Annotated in this window: 26 protein-coding genes and 1 pseudogene; 13 read left to right on the plus strand and 14 right to left on the minus strand. The window is 62.9% G+C overall.

Features of this window, described 5'->3' with window-relative positions; genetic code table 11:
* Positions 1-215 precede the first annotated feature (215 nt).
* A complete protein-coding gene (locus DRB19_RS07060; RefSeq protein ID WP_114185360.1) occupies positions 216-3,050 on the plus strand; it encodes an EAL domain-containing protein in 2,835 nt (944 codons plus the stop codon).
* Positions 3,051-3,053: 3 nt separating this feature from the next.
* Here DRB19_RS07060 and DRB19_RS07065 read toward each other — a convergent pair whose 3' ends face one another.
* Positions 3,054-3,665, minus strand: coding sequence for a YqgE/AlgH family protein (locus DRB19_RS07065; protein WP_114185327.1), 612 nt, complete (start codon positions 3,663-3,665; stop codon positions 3,054-3,056).
* 106 nt (positions 3,666-3,771) lie between these two features.
* On the opposite strand from DRB19_RS07065, the gene DRB19_RS07070 reads away from it, so the two are divergent.
* Together DRB19_RS07070 and DRB19_RS07075 are read left to right on the plus strand one after the other, a co-directional pair.
* Positions 3,772-4,599: a protein-disulfide reductase DsbD domain-containing protein gene (locus tag DRB19_RS07070; protein WP_162815613.1), complete on the plus strand. Its 828-nt coding sequence runs from the start codon at positions 3,772-3,774 to the stop codon at positions 4,597-4,599.
* A 42-nt stretch (positions 4,600-4,641) separates the two neighbouring features.
* Entirely contained in the window at positions 4,642-5,124 is a 483-nt protein-coding gene (locus DRB19_RS07075) for a peroxiredoxin (protein ID WP_114185329.1), read from the plus strand.
* 27 nt (positions 5,125-5,151) lie between these two features.
* Here the strand turns inward: DRB19_RS07075 and rnhA are convergent, their stop codons facing one another.
* Genes rnhA through ispH form a run of 3 tightly spaced genes read right to left on the minus strand, consistent with a single transcriptional unit; the run spans position 5,152 to position 7,565 of the window.
* Positions 5,152-5,640: a ribonuclease HI gene (gene rnhA, locus DRB19_RS07080; protein WP_114185330.1), complete on the minus strand. Its 489-nt coding sequence runs from the start codon at positions 5,638-5,640 to the stop codon at positions 5,152-5,154.
* A complete protein-coding gene (locus DRB19_RS07085; protein ID WP_114185331.1) occupies positions 5,637-6,602 on the minus strand; it encodes a homoserine kinase in 966 nt (321 codons plus the stop codon). Before DRB19_RS07085 ends, rnhA begins: the two co-directional genes overlap by 4 nt.
* 3 nt (positions 6,603-6,605) lie before the next feature.
* The gene (gene ispH, locus DRB19_RS07090) at positions 6,606-7,565 is read right to left on the minus strand and encodes a 4-hydroxy-3-methylbut-2-enyl diphosphate reductase (protein ID WP_114185332.1); all 960 of its coding nucleotides are present in this window, start codon (positions 7,563-7,565) and stop codon (positions 6,606-6,608) included.
* Positions 7,566-7,709: 144 nt separating this feature from the next.
* Between ispH and DRB19_RS07095 the strand changes: the two genes are divergently transcribed.
* Genes DRB19_RS07095 through DRB19_RS07105 form a run of 3 tightly spaced genes read left to right on the plus strand, consistent with a single transcriptional unit; the run spans position 7,710 to position 11,721 of the window.
* Positions 7,710-9,563, plus strand: coding sequence for a monovalent cation:proton antiporter-2 (CPA2) family protein (locus DRB19_RS07095; protein ID WP_114185333.1), 1,854 nt, complete (start codon positions 7,710-7,712; stop codon positions 9,561-9,563).
* 24 nt (positions 9,564-9,587) lie between these two features.
* Positions 9,588-10,940 (plus strand): MATE family efflux transporter, encoded by a 1,353-nt coding sequence (locus DRB19_RS07100; RefSeq protein WP_245439306.1) that lies wholly within the window; start codon positions 9,588-9,590, stop codon positions 10,938-10,940.
* 37 nt (positions 10,941-10,977) lie between these two features.
* Positions 10,978-11,721, plus strand: a complete 744-nt coding sequence (locus tag DRB19_RS07105; protein WP_114185334.1) for a DUF937 domain-containing protein — start codon at positions 10,978-10,980, stop codon at positions 11,719-11,721.
* 42 nt (positions 11,722-11,763) lie between these two features.
* Here the strand turns inward: DRB19_RS07105 and DRB19_RS07110 are convergent, their stop codons facing one another.
* Positions 11,764-12,090: a DUF1127 domain-containing protein gene (locus DRB19_RS07110; RefSeq protein ID WP_210207447.1), complete on the minus strand. Its 327-nt coding sequence runs from the start codon at positions 12,088-12,090 to the stop codon at positions 11,764-11,766.
* 232 nt (positions 12,091-12,322) lie between these two features.
* On the opposite strand from DRB19_RS07110, the gene DRB19_RS07115 reads away from it, so the two are divergent.
* Complete coding sequence (locus tag DRB19_RS07115; protein ID WP_114185335.1) at positions 12,323-13,213, plus strand: LysR substrate-binding domain-containing protein; 891 nt, start codon at positions 12,323-12,325, stop codon at positions 13,211-13,213.
* Positions 13,214-13,223: 10 nt separating this feature from the next.
* On the opposite strand, the gene DRB19_RS07120 is transcribed toward DRB19_RS07115, so the two are convergent.
* From DRB19_RS07120 to DRB19_RS07135, 4 genes are all read right to left on the minus strand, one after another.
* Positions 13,224-14,153: a DMT family transporter gene (locus DRB19_RS07120; RefSeq protein ID WP_308494266.1), complete on the minus strand. Its 930-nt coding sequence runs from the start codon at positions 14,151-14,153 to the stop codon at positions 13,224-13,226.
* Between the two features lie 235 nt (positions 14,154-14,388).
* Complete coding sequence (locus DRB19_RS07125; protein ID WP_114185337.1) at positions 14,389-14,673, minus strand: hypothetical protein; 285 nt, start codon at positions 14,671-14,673, stop codon at positions 14,389-14,391.
* A 122-nt stretch (positions 14,674-14,795) separates the two neighbouring features.
* Positions 14,796-15,500, minus strand: a complete 705-nt coding sequence (locus DRB19_RS07130; protein ID WP_114185338.1) for a ComEA family DNA-binding protein — start codon at positions 15,498-15,500, stop codon at positions 14,796-14,798.
* A 158-nt stretch (positions 15,501-15,658) separates the two neighbouring features.
* Positions 15,659-15,871: an alkylphosphonate utilization protein gene (locus DRB19_RS07135; RefSeq protein ID WP_114185339.1), complete on the minus strand. Its 213-nt coding sequence runs from the start codon at positions 15,869-15,871 to the stop codon at positions 15,659-15,661.
* 237 nt (positions 15,872-16,108) lie between these two features.
* On the opposite strand from DRB19_RS07135, the gene DRB19_RS07140 reads away from it, so the two are divergent.
* A complete protein-coding gene (locus DRB19_RS07140; RefSeq protein WP_245439307.1) occupies positions 16,109-17,314 on the plus strand; it encodes an acyl-CoA dehydrogenase family protein in 1,206 nt (401 codons plus the stop codon).
* Positions 17,315-17,324: 10 nt separating this feature from the next.
* A complete protein-coding gene (locus tag DRB19_RS07145; RefSeq protein WP_114185340.1) occupies positions 17,325-17,846 on the plus strand; it encodes a flavin reductase family protein in 522 nt (173 codons plus the stop codon).
* Positions 17,847-17,905: 59 nt separating this feature from the next.
* On the opposite strand, the gene DRB19_RS07150 is transcribed toward DRB19_RS07145, so the two are convergent.
* From DRB19_RS07150 to DRB19_RS07155, 3 genes are all read right to left on the minus strand, one after another.
* Positions 17,906-19,255 carry a methyl-accepting chemotaxis protein gene (locus DRB19_RS07150; protein ID WP_308494265.1) on the minus strand — a complete coding sequence of 450 codons (1,350 nt, stop codon included), beginning with the start codon at positions 19,253-19,255 and terminating at the stop codon, positions 17,906-17,908.
* Positions 19,176-19,601 carry a hypothetical protein gene (locus DRB19_RS31665; RefSeq protein ID WP_308494264.1) on the minus strand — a complete coding sequence of 142 codons (426 nt, stop codon included), beginning with the start codon at positions 19,599-19,601 and terminating at the stop codon, positions 19,176-19,178. The genes DRB19_RS07150 and DRB19_RS31665 overlap by 80 nt, the downstream gene beginning before the upstream one ends.
* 210 nt (positions 19,602-19,811) lie before the next feature.
* Positions 19,812-20,987 carry a PAS domain-containing protein gene (locus DRB19_RS07155; RefSeq protein WP_245439311.1) on the minus strand — a complete coding sequence of 392 codons (1,176 nt, stop codon included), beginning with the start codon at positions 20,985-20,987 and terminating at the stop codon, positions 19,812-19,814.
* Between the two features lie 502 nt (positions 20,988-21,489).
* Between DRB19_RS07155 and DRB19_RS07160 the strand changes: the two genes are divergently transcribed.
* The 3 genes from DRB19_RS07160 to DRB19_RS07170 are packed head-to-tail and all read left to right on the plus strand — an operon-like array spanning position 21,490 to position 22,576.
* Positions 21,490-21,696 carry a NepR family anti-sigma factor gene (locus DRB19_RS07160; protein ID WP_114185342.1) on the plus strand — a complete coding sequence of 69 codons (207 nt, stop codon included), beginning with the start codon at positions 21,490-21,492 and terminating at the stop codon, positions 21,694-21,696.
* Positions 21,693-22,235: a sigma-70 family RNA polymerase sigma factor gene (locus tag DRB19_RS07165; protein ID WP_114185343.1), complete on the plus strand. Its 543-nt coding sequence runs from the start codon at positions 21,693-21,695 to the stop codon at positions 22,233-22,235. The genes DRB19_RS07160 and DRB19_RS07165 overlap by 4 nt, the downstream gene beginning before the upstream one ends.
* Positions 22,236-22,246: 11 nt before the next feature.
* Positions 22,247-22,576: a hypothetical protein gene (locus tag DRB19_RS07170; protein WP_114185344.1), complete on the plus strand. Its 330-nt coding sequence runs from the start codon at positions 22,247-22,249 to the stop codon at positions 22,574-22,576.
* On the opposite strand, the gene DRB19_RS31840 is transcribed toward DRB19_RS07170, so the two are convergent.
* A complete protein-coding gene (locus DRB19_RS31840; protein WP_114185345.1) occupies positions 22,494-23,087 on the minus strand; it encodes a response regulator in 594 nt (197 codons plus the stop codon). The genes DRB19_RS07170 and DRB19_RS31840 overlap by 83 nt on opposite strands.
* Before the next feature lie 159 nt (positions 23,088-23,246).
* Between DRB19_RS31840 and DRB19_RS07180 the strand changes: the two are divergent.
* Positions 23,247-23,965 (plus strand): annotated as a pseudogene (locus DRB19_RS07180) (Crp/Fnr family transcriptional regulator).
* A gap of 331 nt (positions 23,966-24,296) precedes the next feature.
* On the opposite strand, the gene DRB19_RS07190 reads toward DRB19_RS07180, so the two are convergent.
* Positions 24,297-24,800, minus strand: coding sequence for a 6-pyruvoyl trahydropterin synthase family protein (locus DRB19_RS07190; protein WP_245439308.1), 504 nt, complete (start codon positions 24,798-24,800; stop codon positions 24,297-24,299).
* Between the last annotated feature and the right edge of the window lie 95 nt (positions 24,801-24,895).

Genomic DNA, 24,895 nt, shown 5'->3' on the forward strand with positions numbered 1-24,895 from the left:
TCCGTGCGACCTCAATCCCGCCGCAAAGGGGCCTCATGGGCGCTTGCTTAAACCTCACCCCTGAGTCTTGCGGACAAGTCGAACCGATCATCGACTTCGCCTTGCCCTCAAGCCTCCTGACCGGTACCAATCCTGTTCCATTGTTTAGTACCGGACGAAAGACCGAAGCGTTGCGGATCGTTTCTTTCGCCATAACCTTTCTCTTGGCGGCCTTCATGTGCCTCGCCCTGCCGTCCCACGGCTGGGCTGTCGAGGCCGTGCGCGTGGATCCCAAGACCAAGGCCATTGATCTCGCCCCGATGATCGAGCACTATCGCTCGGACGGGGATGAAATCCGTATTTCGACCGCTCCCGGACGCGACGGCATCGTGCGCCGGATCGCCGTCAAGGCGCGCGAGTCGGGCACCCGCCCCGACTGGATCGTGTTCGCGCTCACGAACGATACGGACGAGCAGGTCGACCGTCTTCTGGTTGCGCCGCATTTCCGCCTGACGGCCTCGGGCGTCATCTGGCCCGATCTCGGCTCTTCCCGCATCGCGGCTATTACCGCCAGCCAGGGCATCCGGCCCGACCGGGACGACAGCCCCGACGCGGACGTGTTCCTGATCACCCTCGATCCGGGCACCACGGTCACCTTCGTGGCCGAGCTGCGCTCGTCGAGCCTCCCCCAGCTCCACCTGTGGGACTCGGACGCCTACAAGGAGCGGGTCAACGGGCTGACCCTCTATAAGGGCATCATCATCGGCATCGCGGGGCTGCTTGCCCTGTTCCTCACGATTGTCTTCGTCGTGAAGGGAGCACTGATTTTCCCGGCAGCGGCGGCGCTGGCCTGGGCGGTTCTCGCCTATGCGTGCATCGATTTCGGGTTCTTCCAGCGCATCTTCCCAATCACCGAGACGGTGGAGCAGATCTATCGCGCAGGCGCGGAGGCGGTGCTCGCCGCGACCCTTCTGGTGTTCCTGTTCGCTTATCTCAACCTCAACCGCTGGCACGTGCGCTACAGCCACGTAACGGCGTTCTGGCTCGTCTTTCTTGGGGCGCTGGTCGCGCTGGCCATTGTCGACCCTCCCGTGGCGTCCGGAGTCGCGCGGATTTCCGTCGCGGCGGTGGCGGGCATCGGCTTCGTGCTGGTGCTCCACCTCGCCACCCACGGCTATGACCGCGCCGTGATGCTCGTGCCCACATGGCTGCTCCTCATCGCCTGGGTGACAGCGGCGAGCTTCACCGTCATGGGGCAGCTCCAATCCGATCTCGTTCCACCCGCTCTGGTGGGTGGCCTCGTGCTGATCGTCATGCTCATCGGCTTCACGGTCATGCAGCATGCTTTCGCGGGAGGCGGCTTCACGCAGGGCTTCTTCAGCGACACGGAGCGGCGGGCCCTGGCCCTGGCGGGCGCGGGCGATATCGTGTTCGACTGGGACGTGGCCTCGGACAAGATCTTCGTCAGTCCTGAGGTGGAGCATCAGCTCGCCCTCAAGCGCGGCACCCTTGAGGGTCCCGCCTCCGCTTGGCTCGACCTGATCCACCCCTTCGACAAGGACCGGTACCGCGCCTCCCTCGACGCGGTGATCGAGCAGCGGCGCGGCCGCCTGCGGCAGGATTTCCGCCTGCGCTCGGCCTCGGGCGTCCATCACTGGTTCCGCCTCAAGGCCCGTCCCCTCATCGGCACGGACGGTGAAGTGCTCCGGATCGTCGGCACCCTGTCCGACGTAACGGACTCGAAGACCGCCGAGGAGCGCCTGCTTTACGACGCGGTGCACGACAATCTCACGAGCCTGCCCAATCGTCAGCTGTTCTTCGATCGGCTCGAGGCGGCCCTGACCTTTGCCAGCCAGGATGACGGCCTTCGCCCGACGGTTCTCGTCATCGACATCGACAGCCTCAAGAGCGCCAACGATTCCGTCGGCTATGCGGCGGGCGATTCGATCCTGCTGACCCTTTCGCGTCGGCTCGGCCGCCTGCTCAAGCCGCAGGACACCCTGGCGCGCATCGCCGGGGACGAGTTCGCCATGATCCTGCTCTCGGAGCGGGAGCCCGACCGCATCATTGCCTTCGCGGACATGGTCAGGCGCGCCGTGACGACGCCCATCACTTATGCGGAGCGCGAGATCTTTCTGACCGCTTCCCTGGGCATCGCCCTGCACGATCCGCAGATTGCCGCGCGCCGGGAGGAAGTGCTCAGGAACGCCGAGATCGCCATGGCTCATGCCAAGCGCCATGGGGGCGACCGGATCGAGGTTTTCCGGCCCACCATGCGTTCGGACCGCAGCGACCATTTCACCCTAGAGGCTGATCTGCGCCGCGCGCTCGAACGCAACGAGATGAAGGTGCTCTTCAAGCCGATCGTCCGGCTGGAGGACCGAACCATCGCAGGCTTCGAATCGATGCTGCGCTGGGATCATCCCCGCCTCGGCCGCATGATTCCGAAGGACTTCCTGTCGATCGCCGAGGAGACGGGCCTCATCGTCTCCTTGAGCTTCTTCCTGCTGGAGCAGACGGCTCGGGAACTCGCCGTCTGGCAGAACGCCCTCGAGGTCGATCCGCCGATCTTCGCCAGCGTGAACATGTCGAGCCACCACCTGCTGCGGCACGACCTTCTGCAGGACGTGAAGGCGGTGCTCACCCGGACGGGGGTCCTCCCCGGCTCCCTCAAGATCGAGATGACCGAGGGCTTGGTCATGGAGAACCCGGAATATTCGGCCCAGATGCTGGCGAGGCTCAAGGACCTTGGAGCAGGCCTGTCCCTGGACGATTTCGGAACGGGCTACTCCGCCCTCTCCTATCTGCTGCGGTTCCCGTTCGACACGATCAAGGTCGACGAATCCTTCGTGCGACAGATGGCAGGCGGAAAGCCCGTGATCCTGCGCTCCATCATCAAGATGGCCCATGAGCTCGGCATGGAGATCGTGGCGGAAGGGGCAGAAACCGAGTCGGAGGCCATCGAGCTCTACCAGCTAGGGTGCGAGTATGCGCAAGGGCCAGTCTTCGGCGAGCCTATGTCGATCCTGCAGGCCCGTCAGCTGGTGGGCGCCGCTCCCGAGGCTGCCTGACGATCAGGCGTGGCCGGCCTGCATCGACAGCATGGCCGGCTCGATGCCGAGGCGGCGCAGGGCGAGGTCATAGCGGGCATCGACGGACGCCTTGAAGATCAGCTCGGAGTCGGCCGGGCAGTTCAGCCAGCCATTGGACTGGATTTCGAGTTCGAGCTGGCCTGCCCCCCACCCGGCGTAGCCCAGCGCCAGCACGGCATTCTCGGGGCCGTCGCCACGGGCGATTGCCCGCAGGATATCCACCGTGGCGGTCAGGCAGACGCTGTCATCGATGGGAAGAGTCGATTGGGCGATATGGAAGTCCGGCGAATGCAGCACGAAGCCGCGGCTCGTTTCGACAGGACCGCCCATGAGAACCTGCATCTGTCCCACCCGCTGCGGCAGGCGGATGCGCTCGAGTTCAGGGATGATCTCGAGCTGGACCAGCAGATCGGGGAGGCTCAGGTTGGCGGCCGGGCGGTTGAGGACGATGCCCATCGCGCCCTCGGACGAGTGGGCGCAGACATAGATGACGGCGCGCGAGAAGCGTTCGTCCGTCATCCCGGGCATGGCCACGAGGAACTGGCCATCGAGGTAGTTGGTGCCGGCATCGTACGGGCTCGAATAAAGGCTCATGTCTCGACTTCTGCGTTGCCGGGCCGGCAGCCCGATCACAGGATCGTGGATGGCAAGCCCGAAGATAAACCGCATAAGGGAAGCGCGTCAGGGAGGCGTCAGTTCCATGACAACTATGTTCCGTATCGCTCCGGCCGTCTTTTTTCCAATATTGTGTCTTTTGCCAGCCTTTGCACAACCCCAGGAATCGCCATGGGTCCAGGGCCTGCACTCGCGCGCGCGCCTGATCTCGGGGGGTCCGGACGGAGACCGGCAGCTTGCCGGGATCGAAATCGTTCTCGACTCGGGCTTTAAGACCTACTGGCGAACGCCGGGAGAATCTGGCCTCCCTCCTCGTTTCGACTGGTCGGGATCGGAAAATGTCTCGTCGGCAGAAATCCTATGGCCGGCCCCGACCCGTCAAGAGGATGCCGGGGGCATCGCCTATGTGTACGGCCGCCAGATCGTCCTTCCGGTGCGCGTGACCCCGGCGGATCCGGGAAAGCCCGTCAGGCTGGCTCTTTCCGTCGATTATGGGGTCTGCAAGGACATCTGTATTCCGGCCCATGCGGATTTGACCGCAACATTATCGGCGGATGGCCCGCATCGGGCAGCACTCGACAAGGCGCTGGCGCAGGTTCCACGCCCGCAACCCTTGGGAGCGAAGGCTCCCCTCTCCATTGCGACCCTGGAGCCGGCGAATCCGCAGGGCAAGCCTGGAATTTTGGTTACCGTGCGGGCGCCGGACGGGACACGCCCCACCCTTTTCGCCGAAGGGCCTGAAAACTGGTATCTCTCAACATCCCTGCCGGATGACGCCAACCGGTTTACCGTAACGGTCGAGGAGAAGCCGAAGGATGCGGCGGGCTCCGTCCCCGTTCGCTTGACCCTCGTTTCCGGTGAACAGGCCGTCGAGACGGAAGTCAGTCTCGACGGCGAACGGACGCCACGCTAGTGAAGGGGCATCGTGCGTCAGCATAGCCCCGGAGAAGAACCCATGACGATCCAGGTTGGAGAACGCCTGCCTCAGACCACCTTCCGCATCATGACGTCGGAGGGGCCTGTGGCAAAGACGACGGATGACCTCTTCAAGGGCCGCAAGGTCGTTCTCGTGGCCGTGCCGGGCGCCTTCACGCCCACCTGCCACCGCAACCATCTGCCGGGCTATGTGGAGAAGAAGGACGAGATCAGGGCGAAGGGCGTGGAGGCCATTCTGGTCACGTCCGTGAATGACGTTTTCGTTCTCGACGCCTGGTCCAAGACGGCCGGAGCCGAGGGAATCGACTTCATTTCGGACGGCAACGGCGACTTCGCCAAGGCTCTCGGCCTCTCCATGGACGGCACGGGCTTCGGCCTGGGCACCCGCTCGCAGCGCTACGCCATGGTGGTCGACGACGGGGTGGTGAAATCGCTCAATGTCGAGGATACGCCGTCGAAGGCTCAGGTTTCAGGGGCTGAGAACCTGCTCAAGGATCTCTGAACCCGCGACAGAGTTGAAAGCCTTCGCTCACCTGCCGGCGAGCGAGGACTTGCCATTCAGGCCATTGCCATTGCCCTTGAAGGGCCGCATGGCGGCGACAGCCAGCTCATCGACCCGGATGTTGATGGGATCGTCCGCGTGGCCCTTCACCCAATGCCATGAGACCTTGTGTCGGGAGGCCGCCTCGTCGAGCTCCCGCCACAGGTCCTCGTTCTTTACCGGCTTGTTGTCGGCGGTGCGCCAGCCGCGCCGTTTCCAATTGCTCATCCAGGACGTGATGCCCTGGCGCACATATTGGGAATCCGTATAGAGATCCACGATGCACGGACGCTTGAGCGCGTTCAGCCCCTCGATGGCGGCCCGGATCTCCATGCGATTGTTGGTCGTATGCGCCTCCCCGCCCGAGACTTCCTTCTCGGTTCCCTTGAAGGACAGGATTGCCCCCCAGCCGCCCGGACCGGGATTCCCCGAGCAGGCGCCGTCCGTATAGATCGTGACGCGTTCAGGCTCGCTCATGCGTCGAGTCCATATTCGCGGGCATGCCTGACATGGCGGTGGAAGTTGAGCTTGCGGTCATATTCGAGGGGGTCCTTGGGCTTCACTAGGGCGCCGGGCGGCACGTTGAGCCAGTCCACCAGCCGGGTCAGCATGAAACGCATGGCCGAACCGCGGCAGAGGATCGGCAGGGCCTCCACCTCTTCGGACTTCAAGCGCCGTACGGCCTGATACCCGGCGATCATCGCCTGGCCCTTGGTGAGATTGAACGATCCGTCTGCTTCGAAGCACCAAGCATTGAGGCAGATCGCCAGGTCGTACGCAAAGGCGTCCGTGCAGGCGAAGTAGAAGTCGATCAGGCCCGACACCTTCGGGCCGATGAAGAACACGTTGTCGGTGAAGAGATCGGCATGGATGACGCCGGACGGCAGCCCGCTCGGCCAAACCGATTTCAACGCCTCGAGCTCGCGCCCGGTTCTCTCGGCCAGGCGCGCCGAAACTGTGTCCGCCTGGGCCCCGGCCTGCGCGAAAAGCGGCGGCCAGCTGTCGAACGACAGGGCGTTGGGTCGCGTCATCCCAAAATCCTGGCCGGCCAGATGAAGGTTCGCCAGCGCACCGCCCAAAGCCGCGCAGTGCTGCGCGGTGGGACGACGGATCGCGATGCCGTCCAGGAATGTGATGATCGCCGCAGGCCGGCCCGCGACCCGGCCGAGGGGTTCGCCCTTGCGGTTGCTGACCGGAAGAGGACAGTTCAGGCCCTTGTTGGCCAAATGCTGCATCAGCCCCAGAAAGAAGGGCAGATCAGCTTCCCGCACCCGCTTCTCGTAGAGCGTCAGGATGTATGAGCCCTGGGTGGTGTGGAGAAAGTAATTCGTGTTCTCCACGCCCTCGGCGATGCCCTTGTAGGACAGCACCGTGCCGATATCGTAGGTGTCGAGAAAAGCCGACAGCTCCTCGTCCGTGACTTCCGTATAGACTGCCACTCTCTACTCCGCTGCCTGCTCGCGCAATTCCCGAGGCAGGGGAAAGAACACGCTCTCGTCCGCCGTCGAAACGCTCTCGACCGAAACCGCATACCGCTCGGCGAAGGCGTCGATGATCTCCTCCACCAGAACTTCGGGGGCCGACGCGCCGGCCGTGATGCCCAGGCGGCGAATGTCCCCGAACAACGTCCAGTCGATATCCTCGGCCCTCAGGATGAGGCGGACCAGCCCGCACCCCTCGCGCTCGGCCACCTCGCGCAGGCGCTGCGAGTTCGAGGAGTTGGGCGAGCCGACCACGATCATCGCGTCGACCAGGGGAGCCACACGCTTGACTGCGCCCTGCCGGTTCGTGGTCGCGTAGCAGATGTCTTCCTTGTGCGGCCCCACGATCGTGGGAAACCGTGCCTTGAGAGCGTCCACCATGTCCTGGGTGTCGTCGACCGACAGGGTGGTTTGCGTGACGAAGGCGAGATTATCCTCGTCAGCAGGCTGAAGCCGCGCGATGTCGTCCACGGTCTCGACCAGGGTCGTGGCCCCCTCGGGCAGCTGGCCCATGGTGCCGATGACCTCTGGGTGGCCCGTATGGCCGATCAGGATGATGTGCCGGCCCCGCTTGTGGTGAACCTGGGCCTCGCGGTGAACCTTGGTGACCAGCGGACAGGTCGCGTCGATGGCGAAGAGCCTGCGGGCGAGAGCCGCCTCGGGAACGGATTTCGGAACCCCATGCGCGGAGAAGATCACCGGCGCGTCCCCGTCAGGGATTTCGTCGAGCTCGCGGACGAACACCGCCCCCTTCTGCCGCAGGTTTTCCACCACGTATTTGTTATGAACGATCTCGTGGCGGACGTAGACCGGCGCCCCATGGATGGCCAAGGCCTTCTCGACCGCGTCGATGGCACGGACCACGCCCGCGCAGAAACCGCGAGGGGCGCAGAGCAGAATATCGAGGGATGGCTTCGTCATGATGCGGCGATGTGGCGAGACGGGGCCCCTCCTGTCAAGCGGGAGCGACGCTTATTCGCGGCCGCGCCTATCCCAAGAAACGCTCGCGCTTCCGGAAAAGACTCCCTAGAAAGGTGCACGACAATCCATTTCCCCTGATGATCGATGGCAAACGCGGCTTCCCACGTCAGCTTCCTCCCGCCCATCCTGACCTTTTGCGGAGCCGCGGCCGTCGCCGTTCCGCTCTTCAGGTTCATGGGTCTCAGCGCCGTTCTCGGCTATCTGGCTGCGGGCGTCGTCATCGGCCCGTCGGCGCTTGGGCTCGTCGGCGATCCTGAGACGATCGGAACCGTGGCCGAACTTGGCGTCGTGCTCCTGCTGTTCATCGTCGGGCTGGAGCTGAAGATATCTCACCTTTGGTCGATGAAGAGAGACATTTTCGGCCTTGGCTTCGTCCAGATGGCCATCACGGCGGTCTGTTTGGGAAGCGTGTCGGTTTATGTCGGGTTCGCGCCACAGGCCGCCGTCGTCACCGGCATTGCCGTGGCGCTTTCGGCAACCGCCATCGCGCTCCAGATGCTGGGGGAGCGCAACGACCTTCAGACGCCCTATGGCCAGCGATCCTTCGCGATCCTGCTGTTCCAGGATATCTCGGTCGTTCCGGTCCTGGCCCTCCTGCCGCTTCTGGCCTCGGGTCTCACCGCGGTGGAGCAGGACTCCCTCGGCGACCGCCTGATCAATCTCGCCGAAACCGTCGCAGCGGTGGCAGCCGTCGTGCTTGTCGGCCGCTACGGCCTCAACCCGTTCTTCAGGGTCCTGGCCCGCAGCGGCGCGCGCGAGGTCATGACCGCCTCGGCGCTCCTTGTCGTTCTCGGTGCGGCCCTTCTCATGGAAGAGGTCGGCCTGTCCATGGCCATGGGAGCCTTCCTGGCCGGGCTGCTGCTCGCCGAATCGAATTTCCGCCACCAGCTGGAGGCGGATATCGAACCCTTCCGCGGCATGCTGCTCGGTCTGTTTTTCATGAGCGTGGGGATGTCCATCGACCTTGCCCTCGTGCGCCAGCAGTGGATGCTGCTGGCGGTCGCGGCCCCTGGCGTGATCCTGGCCAAGACCGTGATCATCACGCTTCTGTCACGGGTTTTCGGCGCAACCTGGCGCGATGGCCTACGGTCGGGGGTGCTTCTGTGCCCGGCGGGCGAGTTCGCGTTCGTGCTGGTTCCGGTCGCCCTGGGGCTGGGCCTGATGTCCTCAGGGGAGGCGCAGCTCGTCACCGCCTTGGCGGCCGTCACCATGCTGCTTGGCCCTATCATGGCGACCCTCCTCGAAAGGACCTTGGAAAAGCGCCAGGACGTCGAGAACCATCCTGGAGCCGAGGGGTTTGCGGGACATGAAGGCGAGCTCTCGAGCCGCGTTCTCGTCATCGGCTTCGGGCGCTTCGGCCAAATCGTCAATCAGGTCCTGCTCGCACAGGGCATCGAGCCCACCGTGATCGACAGGGATGTGGAACGCATCCGGGACGCGGGCCGTTTCGGCCTCAAGATTTATTATGGAGATGGCGCCCGCCTTGACGTGCTTCGTGCGGCGGGGGCCGAGAAAGCCGAAATGATTTGCGTCTGCACGGACGATCCTGCGACCACCTTGAAGATCGTCGAGATCATCCATGAAAACTTCAGGAATGCCCGCAGCTTCGTTCGCGCCTACGACCGTGTTCATGCGGTCGAACTGATGAACATGGAAGTGGATTTTCATCAGCGGGAGGTCTTCGAATCCGCCATCACGTTCAGCCGCGCGGCGCTGGAAGAACTTGGGACGGATCCGGAAACGGCCGTCGCCATCGCCAACGATGTGCGCAAGCGCGATATTGCCCGCCTCATCCTCCAGAAAGCCGAGGGCTCGATGGGCGGGGCAGAACTCATGGTCGGAGCCAAGATCACGCCGCAGCCTCTTGAGACGCCTGCCGGACGAGCCCGGGGCCTTAGCGCCGAGACGAGAGACATCCTCGGCGAAGGCGTTTTCTAGGTGGACGCGCGGCCTTCGGAGCCAGTGCCTGATGAACAGGCGACCCCGCGCTTCGTCGCCGGCTCCACCATGCGCCACGTTCTGGTGATGACCGGAACGGGAACCGCCGGTCTTATTGCAATCTTCATCGTCGACCTGGTGTCACTGCTCTACATCTCCTGGCTGGGCGACCCGAGCCTTACCGCAGGCGTCGGGTTGGCGACGGTCGTGATGTTCTTCACGGTGTCGATCAATGTAGGCTTGATGATCCCCATCGGGGCGCTCGTCTCCCGATCGTTGGGCGCACGCCAGCGAGAGGACGCGCGCCGGCTCGCCACATCGGGCAGCATCCTGATGGCGCTCATCGCGACGCTCGTGAGTATTGCGCTCCTTCCGCTGCTTCCAGCAATCCTGCGCATGCTCGGCGCCACCGACCAGACATACGCCGTCGCATCAAGCTTCCTCTGGATCGCCCTGCCGACAAACGTGCTGATGGCGTTCGGCATGGCATTCTCAACCGTGCTGCGGGCGGCAGGCGACGCCAAGCGCAGTATGTATGCAACCCTCTCGGTTGCCGCGGTGACGGTCGTTCTCGACCCGCTGCTGATCTTCGGCCTCGACCTGAAGGTCAACGGCGCGGCCCTGGCGATCAATCTGGCTCGAGTTGTCTATCTCTTCGTCAGCTACCGCTATGTGGCCCGTTTCCATGGGCTTCTCGCCTGGCCCAGTCTGAAAGGCATCGCGGCCGACGCGATGCCGTTCTTCGCCATTGCCGTGCCGGCTATTCTGACCAATATCGCCGCGCCCATCTCCAACGCTTTCTTCACGAGCATCATGGCGCGCTTCGGGGATCAGGCGATCGCCGCATCGGCCATCATCGACCGGGTGACGCCTGTGGCCTTCGGAGGTCTCTTCGCCCTGGCGGGAGCCATCGGCCCGGTGCTGGGGCAGAACTGGGGTGCGCAGCGCTATGATCGCATGAGGCAGACCCTCAAGGACTCCCTCACCTTCACGATCGTTTACGTGGGCTGCGTCTGGCTGATCCTGTACCTCGTGCGCGTTCCGCTGACCCAGGTTTTTCACGCACAGGATCTCACGGCCGAGCTTGTCCAGTTCTTTTGCCAGCTCAGCGGCTTCATCTGGTTCTTCATCGGCCTCGTCTTCGTGTCGAACGCCTCCTTCAACAATCTCGGCTTTCCTCTCCTGTCCACGTTCTTCAACTGGGGACGGGCGACGCTCGGCATGATCCCATTCGCCTATTACGGCGCCGAGATCGGCGGCCCCAAGGGAGCTTTGATCGGAATTGGCGCGGGATCCGTTGCGTTCGGAATTGCGGCCGTCATCACTGCGTTCTGGACAATCAGGCGGTTGGAGAGGCAAGCTACGGCTCATTTGTAAGCAACGCGAAACGAGTTGCCGCGTTGAGGAGGCCGTCATGTTCAACTGGTTCGATCTGATGCGGCAGGCCCAGACGAGCGGCGGCTTCGATGCCGTGTCGCGGCAATACGGGATGTCGCCCGATCAGGCGCAAAAGGCCATGGCGGCCTTTTTGCCTGCCTTCGCCATGGGCCTCCAGCGCGCGGCCGATCCTGGCGACCCCAACCGTTTCGTCCAATCCATGATGAATCAGGCCTACCAGAGCTTCTGGCAGGCGGCCGGGCAGAGTTTTTCGTCGCAGGCTCAACAACAGGGCCGACAGCTGCTCGATCAGCTCTTCGGGTCGGATGAGGTGACCCGTCGGGTCGCTCACCAGGCGGCCGATTATGCAGGAGTGAGCGTGGAAACCATGCGGCAGGTCCTGCCGGTGCTCACGGGCATTCTCGCGGGTGGCATGTACCAATGGATGGCCGCGCAGGGCCGCAGCTTCCAGGCCACTCCAGCGCCCGCCGCACCACCGCAGGCCAGCGAGCGCAGCGGCGACCCGTGGGGGGAACTATGGGCGATCTGGACGCAAGCCGCAGCGCCGGAGAAGAAGCCGGCGGGCCATCCCTTCGAGGACGTTATGGCAAGCTTCCTGCAATTTTCTCCGCCGCCGGCCGCACCGCCCCAGCAGCCGCCTCCCTCGCCGCCGCCATGGGCGGAGATGATGGAGAAAGGACACGACATGCAGATGCAATACCTCGCGTCCCTCCAGTCCATCTTGGAAGGCGGCACGAAAGACGACGAAACGAAGCGCTAGCGCGCCGATCGACGCGCCGCTTCTGAAAGCCAGATCCTCGCCTTACGCCCAGGATCGTTCCCGTGTCACCAGGGGAACCACGGGTCGTGCCTTGAGAACCGGAGGGACGAGCTTCTCGGCTCGGCTATGTCGCTCCGCGCATCGAACCAACACCAGAGACGGATTATGGACGAGCGGCTCTGCGAGGGCCCCCTCCACGTCGCTCCGCGTCAGGCCGATGTCCTTGAGCATATGATCGTCGAAATCGGCAAGTTGAATGATCTCGCGACGGTGTTTCAGGGCCCGGAGCAGATTGATCAGAGCGCGCGCCACTCCCTTGACGGAGACTGTCTCAGGAAGGGTCATGATGGAAGTGAAGGACAGGGTCATTGCAGTCTCCTCGCGCTAGAAAGTCATACTCCATGCACCGGAACGGCAGCCGCCGCTCAAAGGCGCTCCAGGGATTCCAGAGGCCCAAGGGACTCCGGAAAGCTAAGTCGTTGACATCAGTAGGGATAATCTCCGTTCTGATATTTAGACCTTAGCTTATACAATTCATCACTTGAAACGATAGTTTGAGATATATAACATCAGTGGAATTGATAATGGGAGACGAGACGCCATGCATCTTCTCGATATCGATCAGCTCAGGACCTTCGTGGCGATTGCCGATACGGGATCGTTCACCCGCGCGGCGGAAATCGTTCACAAGACCCAGAGCGCCGTGTCCATGCAGATGAAGCGGCTGGAGGACCGGGTTGGACGGCCTATCTTCGAGCGCGACGGGCGGCTCTCTAAACTGACAGACGAAGGCGAGCGTCTTCTCGATTACGCCCGCCGGATCGTGCGGTTGAACACCGAGTGCATGGCCTCCTTCAACGACAACGAGCTCATCGGCCGCGTGCGCTTAGGATTGCCTGACGATTACGCCGACCGGTACCTACCGGAGATCCTCGCCCGCTTCTCGCGCTCCAACCCTAAGGCCGAAGTGACGGTGATGTGCGAGCCCACGCACAACCTGATCGAGCGGGTGCAGCATGGCGATCTCGACCTCGCGATCATCACCCATGTGGACCGGCGCGGCCCATCCGAGATCGTGCGCATCGAGCAGTTGTTGTGGGTCACGTCCGCGCGCCACGGCGTCCATGAGGAAGCCCCTATTCCGCTCGCCATGGGACGACCCAACTGCGTCTGGCGCCACTCGGCCACAGAGGCGCTGGAGAGCGCCAATCGCGGTTTTCGCATCGCTTATGTAAGCTGGCATTCCACCGCTGTCGGCGCGGCTGTCCTGGCGGGACTTGCAGTCTCGGTGCTGCCGGAGAGCGCGGTGCGTCCGGGCATGCGCATCCTCGGTCCCTCCGACGGCTTTCCGGCCCTGCCCTCCTGCAAGATCGGCCTGATCCGCGCCCGGGGCGAAGAGAACCCGCTGGCCGATGCGCTGGGCTTCCACATCAAGCAGTCGCTGGACAATTTGGGCGCGACCCGCACCGTGATGCCGGTCGCAGCGGAATAGCTCTGATGCCTTACGGCTTTGCCGCCGGGCGACGCAGCACCAGCACGTTGCCCGTCAGCGCCAGCACCACGCCCATGACGGCAAGCGGTGTCCACGCATAGCCTTCGAGCAGGGTGGAGACCGCGAGCGCCACGATGGGAAACAGCACCGTCGCATAGCCGGCCCTCGCCGCGCCGAGCCGCCGCAGCAAGGTCAGGTAGGACGCAAAGGCCAGAACGGACGCGCCGATCGCGAGATAGAACAGCGCGCCGACATACTTGAATGTGGGCTCGATGATGAACGCGTTGCCGCGCACGACGTTGAGCGCCAAAAGCACCAGCGTGCCGTAGGTCATGCCCCAAGCATTGGCGGAGAGCAGCGGCACGCCCCGACGCTGCACCACGGTCGACATCATGTTGCCCGAGCAGAAGAACAGGGTGCCGACCACGCACAATCCCAAGCCCCACAAGGCTGCCGCATTGAAGCCCGCACCGGCGATTTCCGGCCAGAACAAGAGGCCGATGCCCGCGAACCCGATCGCGCCACCGAGCGCGACCCGCGGCTCCACCGTCTGCCGGAACAGCACGAAGCCGAGCACCAAGTTGAAGATGGACGCGAGGGAGAACACCACGGAGAGCAGGCCGGACGGGATCGGGATCGCGCCGTAGTAGAAGCAGAGGAAGTTGAACGAGAACAGGCAGCAGCCCAGCACCGCGAAGCGAAGGTGGTCGGCGCGCGGGAAGCGCACCGGCTTGCCAGTCATCAGAACCCAGCCCCACATCACCGCACAGGCAAGAACGAAGCGCCACAGGACGGACATTTCCGGCGCCACGATGCCAATCTGGGCCTTCATGCCGATCCAGCTCACGCCCCACAGGAAGACCGTGGCGGCATAGAGGCCAGCGGTGGCTCCATCGATCCGGGCCGGAGCGGAGCCAGGCAGGACGGCGGTTTGGGACATGATTGAGAGACCTTCCGTGAAGGTCGATGTCTTAAGCCCGACAAGCCATCAGGACAAATGATGAAATATCATCAATCACCCTTGAGTTGCTGATGAGACCTCTCGGGCAAAGACCTGAAAGGCTGCTCTCCCTAGAGCATCGGACCGTTAAGTGGACGCGCCACCGGCGGCTTCGGCATGGCTCCAGGATGGCTGAGATGCAGACCTCATCGGATCCGACTTCTCGTCCGATGCTCTAGGCTCCGGCAAGGATTCCTGCGGCCCGGGCAAGGGCCTCGAACATGTGCCGGGCGTGCTCGATGGTCTCTGGATCCGGGTGCTCATTCGCCCTCGCCAAGGCGGCGGCTGCGACGAGCCAAATTCCGGGTCTGGTGGCGCGAAGGTCGATGAATGCCTTGAGGCCGAACCATCGCATCGCCGCCATGGCCTTATAGAGGTCTCGGACAGGGTACTGACGCTTGCGTCCAGGCGAAGCTTCGATTGTGACTACGACAGGCGAACTGAAGACATGTCGATTCATAACGACATCCTCGACACACATCGAAATTCGACACGATATTACCTCTGAGACTTGGCCGATTTGTGACGGCCGCTCTCACGTTTCCGCGACCAGAGCCAAGCGCTCGCGCCAGCTTAAAACGCTCAGCGGGCTGCGACCTGATCCTTCACCCGCGCGTAGACGGACCGGCTCAAAATCCGTTTCTTCACAAGGTCCTCGACCGACGCATAGGGACGTCCGCGCACGATGGACCGGCCAATGCGGCCGCCGCCACGCAAGGTGTTGAGAGCGTCAACGGAAGCCGTATTGAGATCGACGAGACCAACTGCCTTCCGAGTATCAGCCGTAGGGTTCGTCCCGGTGGTCGCTCCGGTCACGGACGCCACCTCCGTGGGCTCTTCAACCTCGGGAGCCGATGGGCTGGCTTCCACCTGCTCCTGTGCGGGCGCAGGCACTTCGACCACCTGAAGTTGGGGTGTGATGGGATTGCCGATCGAAGCGCTCTGAACGGCGATGCTCGCAGCGTCGGTCTTGGCCGGCGTGCCGGATGCGGGTGGTCCGCCATAGGATACGTCGGAGCCCGCATCGGCCACCCGCAGGGGAGGAACAGCCGGACTTGGCGCAGGGGCAGGCCGAGGGGTGTCGTCTGGCTGCACGCGGCTGGCCGTTGAATCCTGACCGGAAGCAGCCGCGATATTCGTTTCCGCGGCGGGCTGATTGGAAGAGGGCAAGGCCAGCCAACCGACAAGAAGCACACTTGTCGCCAGAGTGAGGGAAAGGGCCAGGAAGGAGGCCCTGCCACGTGGCTCGACGGGAGCGCGAGCCCGGGAGAGATCGCCAATTCGCATCGAAAACTCGCCGAAAGATCGAGAAATCAAGGGTTCTGGTTAGAACCGGGATGTGGCGCAGACATGGCAAAGCCGCGGCCATGCGCTTCCCAAGCGGCTATTCTCCTCCCATGTCGCTAGCGACCTGCATCAGCGGCAGCCTCGCCGACACCCTGTGCTCAGGCTTTCTTCAGGAACTCCGTCCTGAGCACCAGCCCCTTCACCTTCTCGACCCGGCACTCAACTTCGTCTTCGTTGTCCGTGAGGTGGATGTTCTTGATCAGGGTCCCCCGTTTCAACACAACGGACGTCCCTTTAACCTTCAGGTCCTTGATGAGGGTGACGGCGTCGCCTTCCACAAGGAGGGATCCATTGCTGTCTCTGACGTCCATGGGAATACCTTCATGTCAGTTGGAATGGGCTAGGCCTAGAGACTTTCAGGTCTGCGTCAACGCCAGGTCAGGACCATCGAGGCCCTGTCATCAGGAATATGGATCCTAATAGCTGCAAGTAGATTACATCATTTCCCCAGGTTAAGCGCCGTTGCTAGGGTCGTTTCAGTAGCCGGGACCGCCGGGGCGCACCCTGGCAGGCTGGCGTCTTCCCGAGGGAACGGACAGGAGTTTGGCTTGCTTGAGGTCACGGAAACCAAACGCGCGTCGGAAACGAGGGAAGCCTTGTTGCGTCGCGCGCAAGAGCTCGTGCCGCGCCTGAAGGAGCGGGTCGACGAGGCAGCCAGCCTGCGGCGCGTACCGGACGAAACCATCCGGGAGTTTCACGAGGCGGGGCTTTTCCGGGCGCTCCAACCCGCTCGCGTGGGCGGCGGTGAAGGTGATTATGGGCTACTCGTAGAGCTTGGAGCCGTGCTGGCCCACGGATGCGCCTCAAGCGCCTGGACCCTCACCAATCTGGCGAGCCATCACTGGATGCTTGCCATGTTCCCGCCCGAGGCGCAGGACGACATCTGGGGTGAGAGCCCGGATGCCCTGGTCAGCGCGTCGTTCATCTTTCCGGCGGGGCGCGCTCACGCGGTCGAGGGCGGCTATGTGCTGTCCGGCCGGTGGCCGTTCTGCAGTGGGATCGAGCTTTGCGGCTGGACGATGCTGGGTGCGATCGTGGGTGGCGAGATCGAGGAGGACCCGGCCGAGTACCGCATCTTCCTGCTGCCCAGGGACGATTACCGGATCATCGACACCTGGCAGGCCGGCGGTCTCGAGGCAACCGGGAGCCATGACGTCCAGGTAGAGAATGCCTTCGTGCCCGAGCACCGGTCGATCGCCGTCGACGACATCAAGGGCGGTGCGACACCCGGCAGCCGGGTCAATCCCGGAGCGCTTTATCGGATCCCGGTTTTCGCGACCTTTCCATATGTGCTCAGCGGCACGGTCCTCGGGCTGGCGCAGGCCACGGTGGAGACATTCATGGCCAATGCAGGCCGGCGGATCGCCACCTATACGGCGGTGCCGCTCAGCGATTTCCCTGCTGTGCAGAGACGCATCGCCGAAGCCTCGGCGCTGGCGGATGCGGCCCGGCTGGTGATGAGCGCCAATTGCGCCGAGGTCCAGCGTCTGGCGGAAGCGCATCGGGTGCCGGACATGCTGTCAAAGGTGCGGTACCGCCGGGATGGCGCCTTCTCGGCCGAACTGTGCTCGCGCGCTGTCGATCTTCTGTACGAAGCGGGCGGGGGCGGCGCCGTCTACCTGCACCATCCGTTGCAGCGCGCCTTCCGGGACATGCACGCGGCACGGGCACACATCACCTTCAATACGGATGTGGCGGCGACGGCTTACGGGCGGGTCGCCCTCGGCCAGCCGGCCGACAATCCCACTCTCTAGGATTCCGGACATGAGCCACCCAGAAACCACGGGCCATCATCACCCGGACATCGACCCGAAGGATTTCCGCCGCGCGCTTGGCACCTTCGTGACCGGCGTGACGGTCATCACCACGCGACGACCCAATGGTGAACTGGCCGGCCTGACGGCCAATTCGTTCAGCTCCGTCTCCCTGTCGCCGCCGCTCGTGCTGTGGAGCCTTTCGCTTTTTGCCCCAAGCCTCCCGGCCTTTCAGGAATCGCCGCATTTCTCCATCAACATCCTGGCGGCGGACCAGACGCATCTGTCCCAGAAATTCTCCCGTTCGGCGCCAGACAAGTTCGAGGGCGTGGCCGTTCGAGACGGCATTGGCGGCGTGCCGCTGATCGAGGGCGCGGCCGCGAGCTTCACGTGCCGCAACGAATTTCGCTACTATGGCGGCGACCACGTGATCTTTCTTGGAGCAGTCCTGGCCTATGAGCACACGGACCGGCCGCCACTGGTCTTCGCACGCGGGCGCTACGTGGATATCCAGGAGCGGGCCGAGATCTGAAACAAATTCGGGAGAGCGCGGCGGACCGCGCTCTCCCGTCATCATGAATGGCCCTGAGGTCAGGCGGCCTTGACGCCGGACAGGAAGCTGTCGACCTCGTGGCCCAGGCTGTTGGAATGCCGGGCTAGTTCGCGCGCCGCGCTGAGCACCTGGGACGCAGCCGCGCCCGTCTCGCCAGCCCCGCGCTTCACGTCTCCGATATTGCCGGTCACCTGCTCGGTGCCGCGGGCAGCTTCCTGGACGTTGCGGGCGATCTCGGCAGTCGCCGCGCCCTGCTCCTCCATGGCGGCCGCGATGCCGACCGAGATATGAGACATCTCGCCGATGGTCCTGGTGATCTCCTGGATCGCGTCGACAGCCTGGCGGGTGGCCTGCTGCACTTCGCCGATCTGCGAACCAATCTCATCGGTGGCCTTGGAGGTTTGGTTGGCCAGTTCCTTGACCTCGGTGGCCACGACCGCAAAGCCCTTGCCGGCCTCGCCCGCCCGCGCCGCCTCGATGGTGGCGTTGAGCGCCAACAGGTTGGTCTGGGACGCGATGTTGTTGATCAGTGCAATGACGTTGCCGATCCGCTCCGCCGTGGTGCTGAGTTGCTGAACGATCATGTTGGTGCGCCGGGCGTCGTCTACGGCGCGCTCGGCGATCTGTGACGATTGCTGCACCTGAGACGCGATCTCGCGGATGGAGATAGAGAGCTCCTCGGTGGCGGCCGCCACGGTCTGCACGTTGGCGGAGGTCTGCTCCGCGGCCGATGCGACGTTGACCGACTGGCCGGTCGTCTGATCGGCAATGCTCGTCATGGACTGCGCGGTGGCCTCCATCTCAGTGGCCGAGGAGGACAGACCCTGCGTCAGGATCGACACATTGGACTCGAACTGCCTCGTGAGCTGATCGAGCATCTGCGCGCGGCGCATCTTTGCGTCATTCTCGGCTTCCTGCTCGGCCGCAAGGCGGCGCGCCTCGATGGCATTGTCCTTGAAGACCTGGAGAGCGCGAGCCAGCTGGCCAATTTCATCCTTGCGGTCGGCGCCCGTGACGCTCACGGCAAGGTCTCCGCTTGCGAGCCGCCCCATGGCGCCCGTCATGGCGCCGAGAGGACGCGTGATGCCATAGATCGCGATGGCGCCGATCAAAGCAACGGCCATTGCCAATGCGACAACCGAGGAAAGGATCAGCGTCATGGAAGTGGATGATGCCAGCGCCGCGGCGTCTGCCTTGGCAGCCTCGAGCGCGTTGCGATTGGCCTCGATCCGCTCCGCGAGAATGTCGCGCGTCTTTCTGCGGACGTCTCGCCCTTCTCCGTTGGAGATGTTGAGGGCGTTGAAGTCGTCATCCTTCATGCTGAAGGCGACGCTCTTGTCCATGAGGGTGAAATAGCTGCCGACGTTCGACTTGATCTCTTCGTTCATGGCACGGCGCGGGCGTATCCGACAGGGCAATAAGCTCATCGATATGCTGCATCGCGAGCTTCTTGTATTGCTGATACACGGCCTCGGCGCTCTTGAGCCGCTCCGGCTCGCTAGCACTGAAAAGGATGAGGTTCTTCTCCTGGATGCTGGCCTCGTTCACCTCGGCATTGATCTGCAGGATGGCGGTCAGGCGGGCGGCATCGACGTCGACGAGTTCCTGTGTATCGACCGCCATCCTGTCGAGACCCGTCTTTGCCAGAACGATCAGGCCGGCTGTAATGGCGAGGAAAACCGTGACCGGGATCGCCAGCTTCATCGAGAGCTTGAGATTATTGAGAACGCGCATTGTCTTTCAGTGGCCTGCCCGCATCGCCGCGGGAAGCGCGCGCCCCCTGACGCGACGTAACTTCAGGCTTACCGACCCTGCGAGGTCAGGGTGAAGGCAAGCTTAACGCGCGACGCCCTACCCCTCATATCTAACTGTTAAAAGCGCCGGTCGGCAGTCATCCGGCGCCTGTCGCCGCATGATCGAACCCTCGATCCCGCCTGATGGCGACTACGCCGCGTTCCGTGCAGAGAGTTCGTACGCAACGCCGATGAAGCGGTCTTCCTGCGGCGACTTCGCACGCATCATCCCTCCACGGGCGGACACGCAGATCAGGCTGCCATCGGGCCGCACGACTCGGAAGACCTCCTCGAATGGTTCGTCGCGTTCGAGCGCAGCGTCGAGCGCCGCGACGACCCGCGCCTGGTCGTCCTCATGGATCAGGGACACGAAGTGAGCCAAACCTCCCGAACCGGTTTCGAACAGCGACTGGAAAGCGCCCGACTGCGTCACGAGCATTGTTGCCGGATCGAGTTCCCAGGCGACGAGGCGAGCCGCCTCCATCACCCGCCGCAACTGCTCCTCGCTTGCCCGCAGCGCCTCCATGGCCCGCATGTGATCGTCGACATCCGTGACGGTGCCGATCCATTCCCTGACCGAGCCATCATCTTGCTCGATGGGGATGCCTCTCGCCAGCATCCAGCGATAGTTTCCATCCCGATGCAGGACCCGGAAGGCAGCTTCCACCTTGTCGCCGCTATTGCACCCCTCCTCCCAGAGCTGCCCTGCCCTCTCCCGGTCATCGGGATGGACAACCTGAAGCCATCCATTGCTTCTCAGCTCCGCAGCATCCTGGCCCGTCCGCTCGGTCCATCCGGTGCTGTTCGTCACGCGACCATCAGCATCCGCCCGCCACTCCACCGCGGCGCTTGCCTGCACCAAAGCGCGGTAGCGTTCCTCGCTTCGAATGAGTTCCTTGGCCTGCCGCGATCCAATCTGAAGCCTTTCGAGACTTGGGATGGTTCCGAACGCCCTATCGGGCCCGCAGGAGTTGCCGGCGTCGGCCTGGAAGCGCCTGAAAGTTGGTTCATATCGTCCGACCGGGATGTCGATCCGGACAGGCAGGTTGCAATTCGGCTGGGCGTAGATCCTGGTCAATGCCTCACGAAGGCGCTTGGCTTTCACGCGGACGATCGCATCCGTGGCCGGGTCGAAATCCTCTGGCCGGCCAAGCGCTTCCGTGGCGATCGAGTAGGACTTCAGCAGGCTGCCCCGGCCCGCCAGGCTTGTTTCGACGATATAGCCGAGGAACGCCCTCAATTGCGGAGATCGCTGGAATGGAGCCTCCAGCAGGATCCTGTGCAGTGTCGCCCTCACCTCTTCGGGGGCAATCGCATGCGTCTCCATCACTTCAATGCCGCCAATGACCAAGCAAAAATTCATTTTGGGAATGAGCCGGGCCACTTCCCTAACGTCACCTCCATATAGTCTCGATCAAGCCGGTCAAGTTGCAATGTGTTGAGACCGTTGCAGACAACGTAAACCTGGGATGCAAACAAGCTCTAGGGCACATCCTCATAAAGGCTAAGCTTGTCGATTATCACTTCACTACACAAAATCGCCCTCGTGAGGGTTCGACACATTTGAGGCCCCAACCTGACGTCGATGTCGACATAGTATGTCCGCATTACTTTACATGAACTTGCCCAAGCGCTGGAGCGTCTAGCGGGGGCATCTCCCGAAAAGCCGGGCGGCGGGCCAGCCCACTTGACAATAACATAGGTGAATGTGCTCCTTGCGCCCAAGGCTATGGTCTGGCCATGGGTAGGCCGCCCCACTCGGGTCGGAGGATGCCACCCCACCATCCCACCTCATTCAGTCGAAGGTTGCGTCGCCAGTGCCGGACCAGATGATGAACGATGATCGGCATGGTCTGCCGCAAGACATCCAGACCAGCCCTCAGGCTTCTGACCCGAAGGTCGCTCCCGAAATCAAGGATGCGATTGGTCAGGGCCTGCGCGCCATGTATGAAAGCCTAAAGGCGGAGCCTTTGCCGGATCGCCTCGTGCAATTGCTCAAGCAGCTCGACACCCAGGATCAGGATAAGGCTTCATGACCCTGACCCCTGAGTTGAAGGACGAGATGCTTCGGTCGGTGCCGCACCTGCGCGCCTTCGCGATCTCGTTGACGGGCAATATCGATCAAGCCGACGACCTCGTGCAGGAAGCCCTGACGCGCGGTCTGAGCAATCTTCATCGCTTTCAACCGGGCACGAGCATCCAGGCCTGGCTTTTCACCATCCTGCGCAATCAGTTTCACACCCATTACCGCAAGAGCCGTCGCGAAGTCGAAGACCCGGATGGCGCAATGGCAAGCCGATTGAGCAGCCTTCCGGAACAGCACGGCCATCTCGACATCCAGGACCTGCAGGTTGCCCTCGCGAAACTTCCCTTCGAGCAGCGTGAAGCGCTTCTTCTCGTTGCGGCGGAAGGCTTTAGCTACGAGGAAGCCGCGCATATCTGCGGAGCTCAACTCGGCACCATCAAGAGCCGGATCAACAGAGCCCGCAGCCGCCTGGCGGAGATCCTCGGCATCGAGAAGGCCGAGGACATCGGCTCCGACCGGGTCACCAGAGCGGCTCTCGGCACTGAATGAAGCAGCCTGCCATGTATTCCGCGAGCAACGTCCTGACCAAGCCGATGGCCGATAACGAGATCGCCTTCCAGTCATATTTCGAGCCGGATACGGTGCTCATCCTGAGCGCAGCCTACGACCGCGCCCTGGACCGGCTAGGGGAGATGCCGGACAGCATCAATGCTCCGGCCCATGTGCTTCGTCGCGAGGTCGCACGGCAGATCATCGCCGCGGCGAAAACTGGCGAGAGGGACGCCGACCGGCTCTGTGAACTGGCCCTCAGCGAATGGCGGCGACTGTCGAGAGAGGAAACGCCGGAGCAGCATCGCGGTGACGGGCCAAAAGCTGATCGAGAGCCGTGATCAAATCCTCATGAGCGCTTGGCTTTTCGAGCCACTTTGTGCACTCGAACTCCGCCGCGAATTCCTTATGGCTCCGCCCGGAATAAATGATGAACGGAATCGCTCTATTCTGTAATTCCCGGGCAAGTTCCGTGCAGGGGCCATCCTGCAGCATCGCATCGAGGATCGCAATGTCGGGGGGGCTGTTTTCCAGCCAGGCAAAGGCGTCGGAACAGCTGCCCGCAGGCCCTAAAATCGCATAACCAGCGGCCTCGAGAGCGTCCGTGATATCGAAGCCGATGATCGCATCGTCTTCCGCGACAAGCACCGTTCGCAAGTCGTATGGGCGTGACGGATCGGACATGGGTTCACTCGGAACAGGAGGTGCTCGGGCGAACCGACCACTCTGCAGGATGATGCCGGCCCTCAGACTCAACACAGCTGACGAGAACAAACGTTCCACGTTTTTCCGATGGGTGAATTTACATATGTTAGGGATTCCCCCGAAGGCTTCCATTTTTTGATGCTGCATTCCCTTGGCGTCGGGATAGAGGCTGCCGGCAGCTCCGCTCCAAATGCCCTGACAGAATTAACACAGTTTATTGCCGACCCGACGGAGCGCGGCCAGAAGCCTCGATCCGGCCAAGCATCCATCCTGGATGGCAGAATGCGCCATTTCGGAATCCAAGACATGACCAACCCACTCATCCTGAAGCTCGCGCATCGCGACCAGCTCACAGTGGAAGAGAAGCAGGCGCTCGAAACGGCGATTGCGAGGGTTCGTCATGTGGACGCCGACGAGGACATCGTCCGGGAAGGAACGCGCCCGGCCGAGAGCAATCTGCTCCTCGAGGGCTTTGCGGCCCGCTACAAAATCCTGTCCAACGGCCGAAGGCAGATCACAGCCATTCACGTGACTGGCGATTCGTCGACCTGAACAGCTTTCTCCTGAAGCAGATGGATCATGGGGTAGCGGCCCTTACCCCCTGCCGGATCGCCGTCGTCCCGCACGAGGCCCTTCAGCGGATCAGCGAGGGACAGCCTCACCTCACCCGGATGCTGTGGCTCAGCACCCTCATCGACGGCGCCATCCAACGGGAATGGCTCGTGGCCATGGGGCGCCGGTCGGCCCTGGGGCACTTCGCGCACCTCCTGTGCGAGCTGTTCCTGCGCCTGGAGTCCGTGGGGCAGACGGACGGGCAACGGTTTCGGCTGCCAATTACGCAGGTCGAATTGGGTGATACGCTTGGTCTTTCGTCCGTCCACGTCAATCGCGTGGTGCAGGAACTGCGCAGCAAGGGAATGATTACCTGGACGGGAGATGTGGTGACGATCCTGGACTGGGCCGAACTTCGCAAGGAGGCTGACTTCGATCCGACCTACCTCTACCTCAACCGGGAATCACGTTAGAGAATGGCATGGGATTGGGTCCGACAATTACGTTTCAGCCCATTTCCGTCATGACGGATGGAGGCAGCCGTGTGGGGCAGCTTGTCATGGCCGATGATCACTTGGTCGCTGTGTTCACAGTCGTTTCGGCCGCAGAGGTCGGCGAAGAAGGCACCGAAGGGGGGCTGGTTTCTCGAAGCGGGCTTTGGCCCCTGCAGCGCCATCCTGACAACCACGCCGCCGATCTTCGCCCGCATCGAGGAGGCGCAAAGCTGGGTGTACGAAAGGGTCACGCAGGAGAAGACAGCCCGCTCCTGACCCTCGGGCGAGCGGGCTGATGTTACGCTTCGCGTCAGCGGGAATAGATAGCGGAGTTTCCTCCGTGCTCCTTCACCTCGACGCTCTCGAGCCAGACCCGTCCTTTCGTTTCCTCATGAACGAAGGCTGCCACATGACCGAAAACGTGTTTGGCCGTCGCCTCGCATCCAACCGCCGGAAGCACGCGAAGATTGACCAGTCCATCGCGATGAAGAGCTTCGAAACGCGCTAGCTCCGGATCATCCTGCGCCACCAGCATGGTGTGATCGAAGAGGTCCTTGAGCCAGGCCTTCACCGGCTTGAGGCCTCCAAAATCGAAGCACCAGTTGCGTTCGTCAAGTTCGAAAGTGGCGAACACGAACTTGAACGCAAGGGCATAACCATGGATCAGCCGGCAATGCGAATGCGTTGCCCGCCATTGCCTGAAGCAGCAGGACAAGCCCTCGTTGTGATCGTAATACTTCGTCGACCGGAAGATCTCGCGGGCCTGGGGAATGGTGTCAGGCGAGATGCCGGGCATGGCGACGGGCAGGTTCATTGATATTCTCCACCGTAGGTCCGGTATTGATTATTCGTTGTTGGCGCGGTCGAGGGCGAGGCATTCCTGGAGGAACTCGCTCTTGTAGGCGGCGC

Source organism: Microvirga aerophila (assembly GCF_003332305.1).
Lineage (GTDB): Bacteria > Pseudomonadota > Alphaproteobacteria > Rhizobiales > Beijerinckiaceae > Microvirga > Microvirga aerophila.

What these genes read in the sequence shown, in the direction of transcription:
- DRB19_RS07070 (WP_162815613.1), top strand. Translation starts at nt 3,772, where the DNA reads ATGACAACTATGTTCCGTATCGCTCCGGCCGTCTTTTTTCCAATATTG.
- DRB19_RS07160 (WP_114185342.1), top strand. Translation starts at nt 21,490, where the DNA reads ATGATGAACGATGATCGGCATGGTCTGCCGCAAGACATCCAGACCAGC.
- DRB19_RS07125 (WP_114185337.1), bottom strand. Translation starts at nt 14,673, where the DNA reads ATGAATCGACATGTCTTCAGTTCGCCTGTCGTAGTCACAATCGAAGCT.
- ispH (WP_114185332.1), bottom strand. Translation starts at nt 7,565, where the DNA reads ATGACGAAGCCATCCCTCGATATTCTGCTCTGCGCCCCTCGCGGTTTC.
- DRB19_RS07130 (WP_114185338.1), bottom strand. Translation starts at nt 15,500, where the DNA reads ATGCGAATTGGCGATCTCTCCCGGGCTCGCGCTCCCGTCGAGCCACGT.
- DRB19_RS07150 (WP_308494265.1), bottom strand. Translation starts at nt 19,255, where the DNA reads ATGAACGAAGAGATCAAGTCGAACGTCGGCAGCTATTTCACCCTCATG.
- DRB19_RS07105 (WP_114185334.1), top strand. Translation starts at nt 10,978, where the DNA reads ATGTTCAACTGGTTCGATCTGATGCGGCAGGCCCAGACGAGCGGCGGC.
- DRB19_RS07190 (WP_245439308.1), bottom strand. Translation starts at nt 24,800, where the DNA reads ATGAACCTGCCCGTCGCCATGCCCGGCATCTCGCCTGACACCATTCCC.
- DRB19_RS07165 (WP_114185343.1), top strand. Translation starts at nt 21,693, where the DNA reads ATGACCCTGACCCCTGAGTTGAAGGACGAGATGCTTCGGTCGGTGCCG.
- DRB19_RS07065 (WP_114185327.1), bottom strand. Translation starts at nt 3,665, where the DNA reads ATGAGCCTTTATTCGAGCCCGTACGATGCCGGCACCAACTACCTCGAT.
- DRB19_RS07135 (WP_114185339.1), bottom strand. Translation starts at nt 15,871, where the DNA reads ATGGACGTCAGAGACAGCAATGGATCCCTCCTTGTGGAAGGCGACGCC.
- DRB19_RS07095 (WP_114185333.1), top strand. Translation starts at nt 7,710, where the DNA reads ATGGCAAACGCGGCTTCCCACGTCAGCTTCCTCCCGCCCATCCTGACC.
- DRB19_RS07075 (WP_114185329.1), top strand. Translation starts at nt 4,642, where the DNA reads ATGACGATCCAGGTTGGAGAACGCCTGCCTCAGACCACCTTCCGCATC.
- DRB19_RS07115 (WP_114185335.1), top strand. Translation starts at nt 12,323, where the DNA reads ATGCATCTTCTCGATATCGATCAGCTCAGGACCTTCGTGGCGATTGCC.
- DRB19_RS07155 (WP_245439311.1), bottom strand. Translation starts at nt 20,987, where the DNA reads ATGGAGACGCATGCGATTGCCCCCGAAGAGGTGAGGGCGACACTGCAC.
- DRB19_RS07060 (WP_114185360.1), top strand. Translation starts at nt 216, where the DNA reads ATGTGCCTCGCCCTGCCGTCCCACGGCTGGGCTGTCGAGGCCGTGCGC.
- DRB19_RS07145 (WP_114185340.1), top strand. Translation starts at nt 17,325, where the DNA reads ATGAGCCACCCAGAAACCACGGGCCATCATCACCCGGACATCGACCCG.
- rnhA (WP_114185330.1), bottom strand. Translation starts at nt 5,640, where the DNA reads ATGAGCGAGCCTGAACGCGTCACGATCTATACGGACGGCGCCTGCTCG.
- DRB19_RS31840 (WP_114185345.1), bottom strand. Translation starts at nt 23,087, where the DNA reads ATGCAGCATCAAAAAATGGAAGCCTTCGGGGGAATCCCTAACATATGT.
- DRB19_RS31665 (WP_308494264.1), bottom strand. Translation starts at nt 19,601, where the DNA reads ATGCGCGTTCTCAATAATCTCAAGCTCTCGATGAAGCTGGCGATCCCG.
- DRB19_RS07110 (WP_210207447.1), bottom strand. Translation starts at nt 12,090, where the DNA reads ATGACCCTGTCCTTCACTTCCATCATGACCCTTCCTGAGACAGTCTCC.
- DRB19_RS07170 (WP_114185344.1), top strand. Translation starts at nt 22,247, where the DNA reads ATGTATTCCGCGAGCAACGTCCTGACCAAGCCGATGGCCGATAACGAG.
- DRB19_RS07120 (WP_308494266.1), bottom strand. Translation starts at nt 14,153, where the DNA reads ATGTCCCAAACCGCCGTCCTGCCTGGCTCCGCTCCGGCCCGGATCGAT.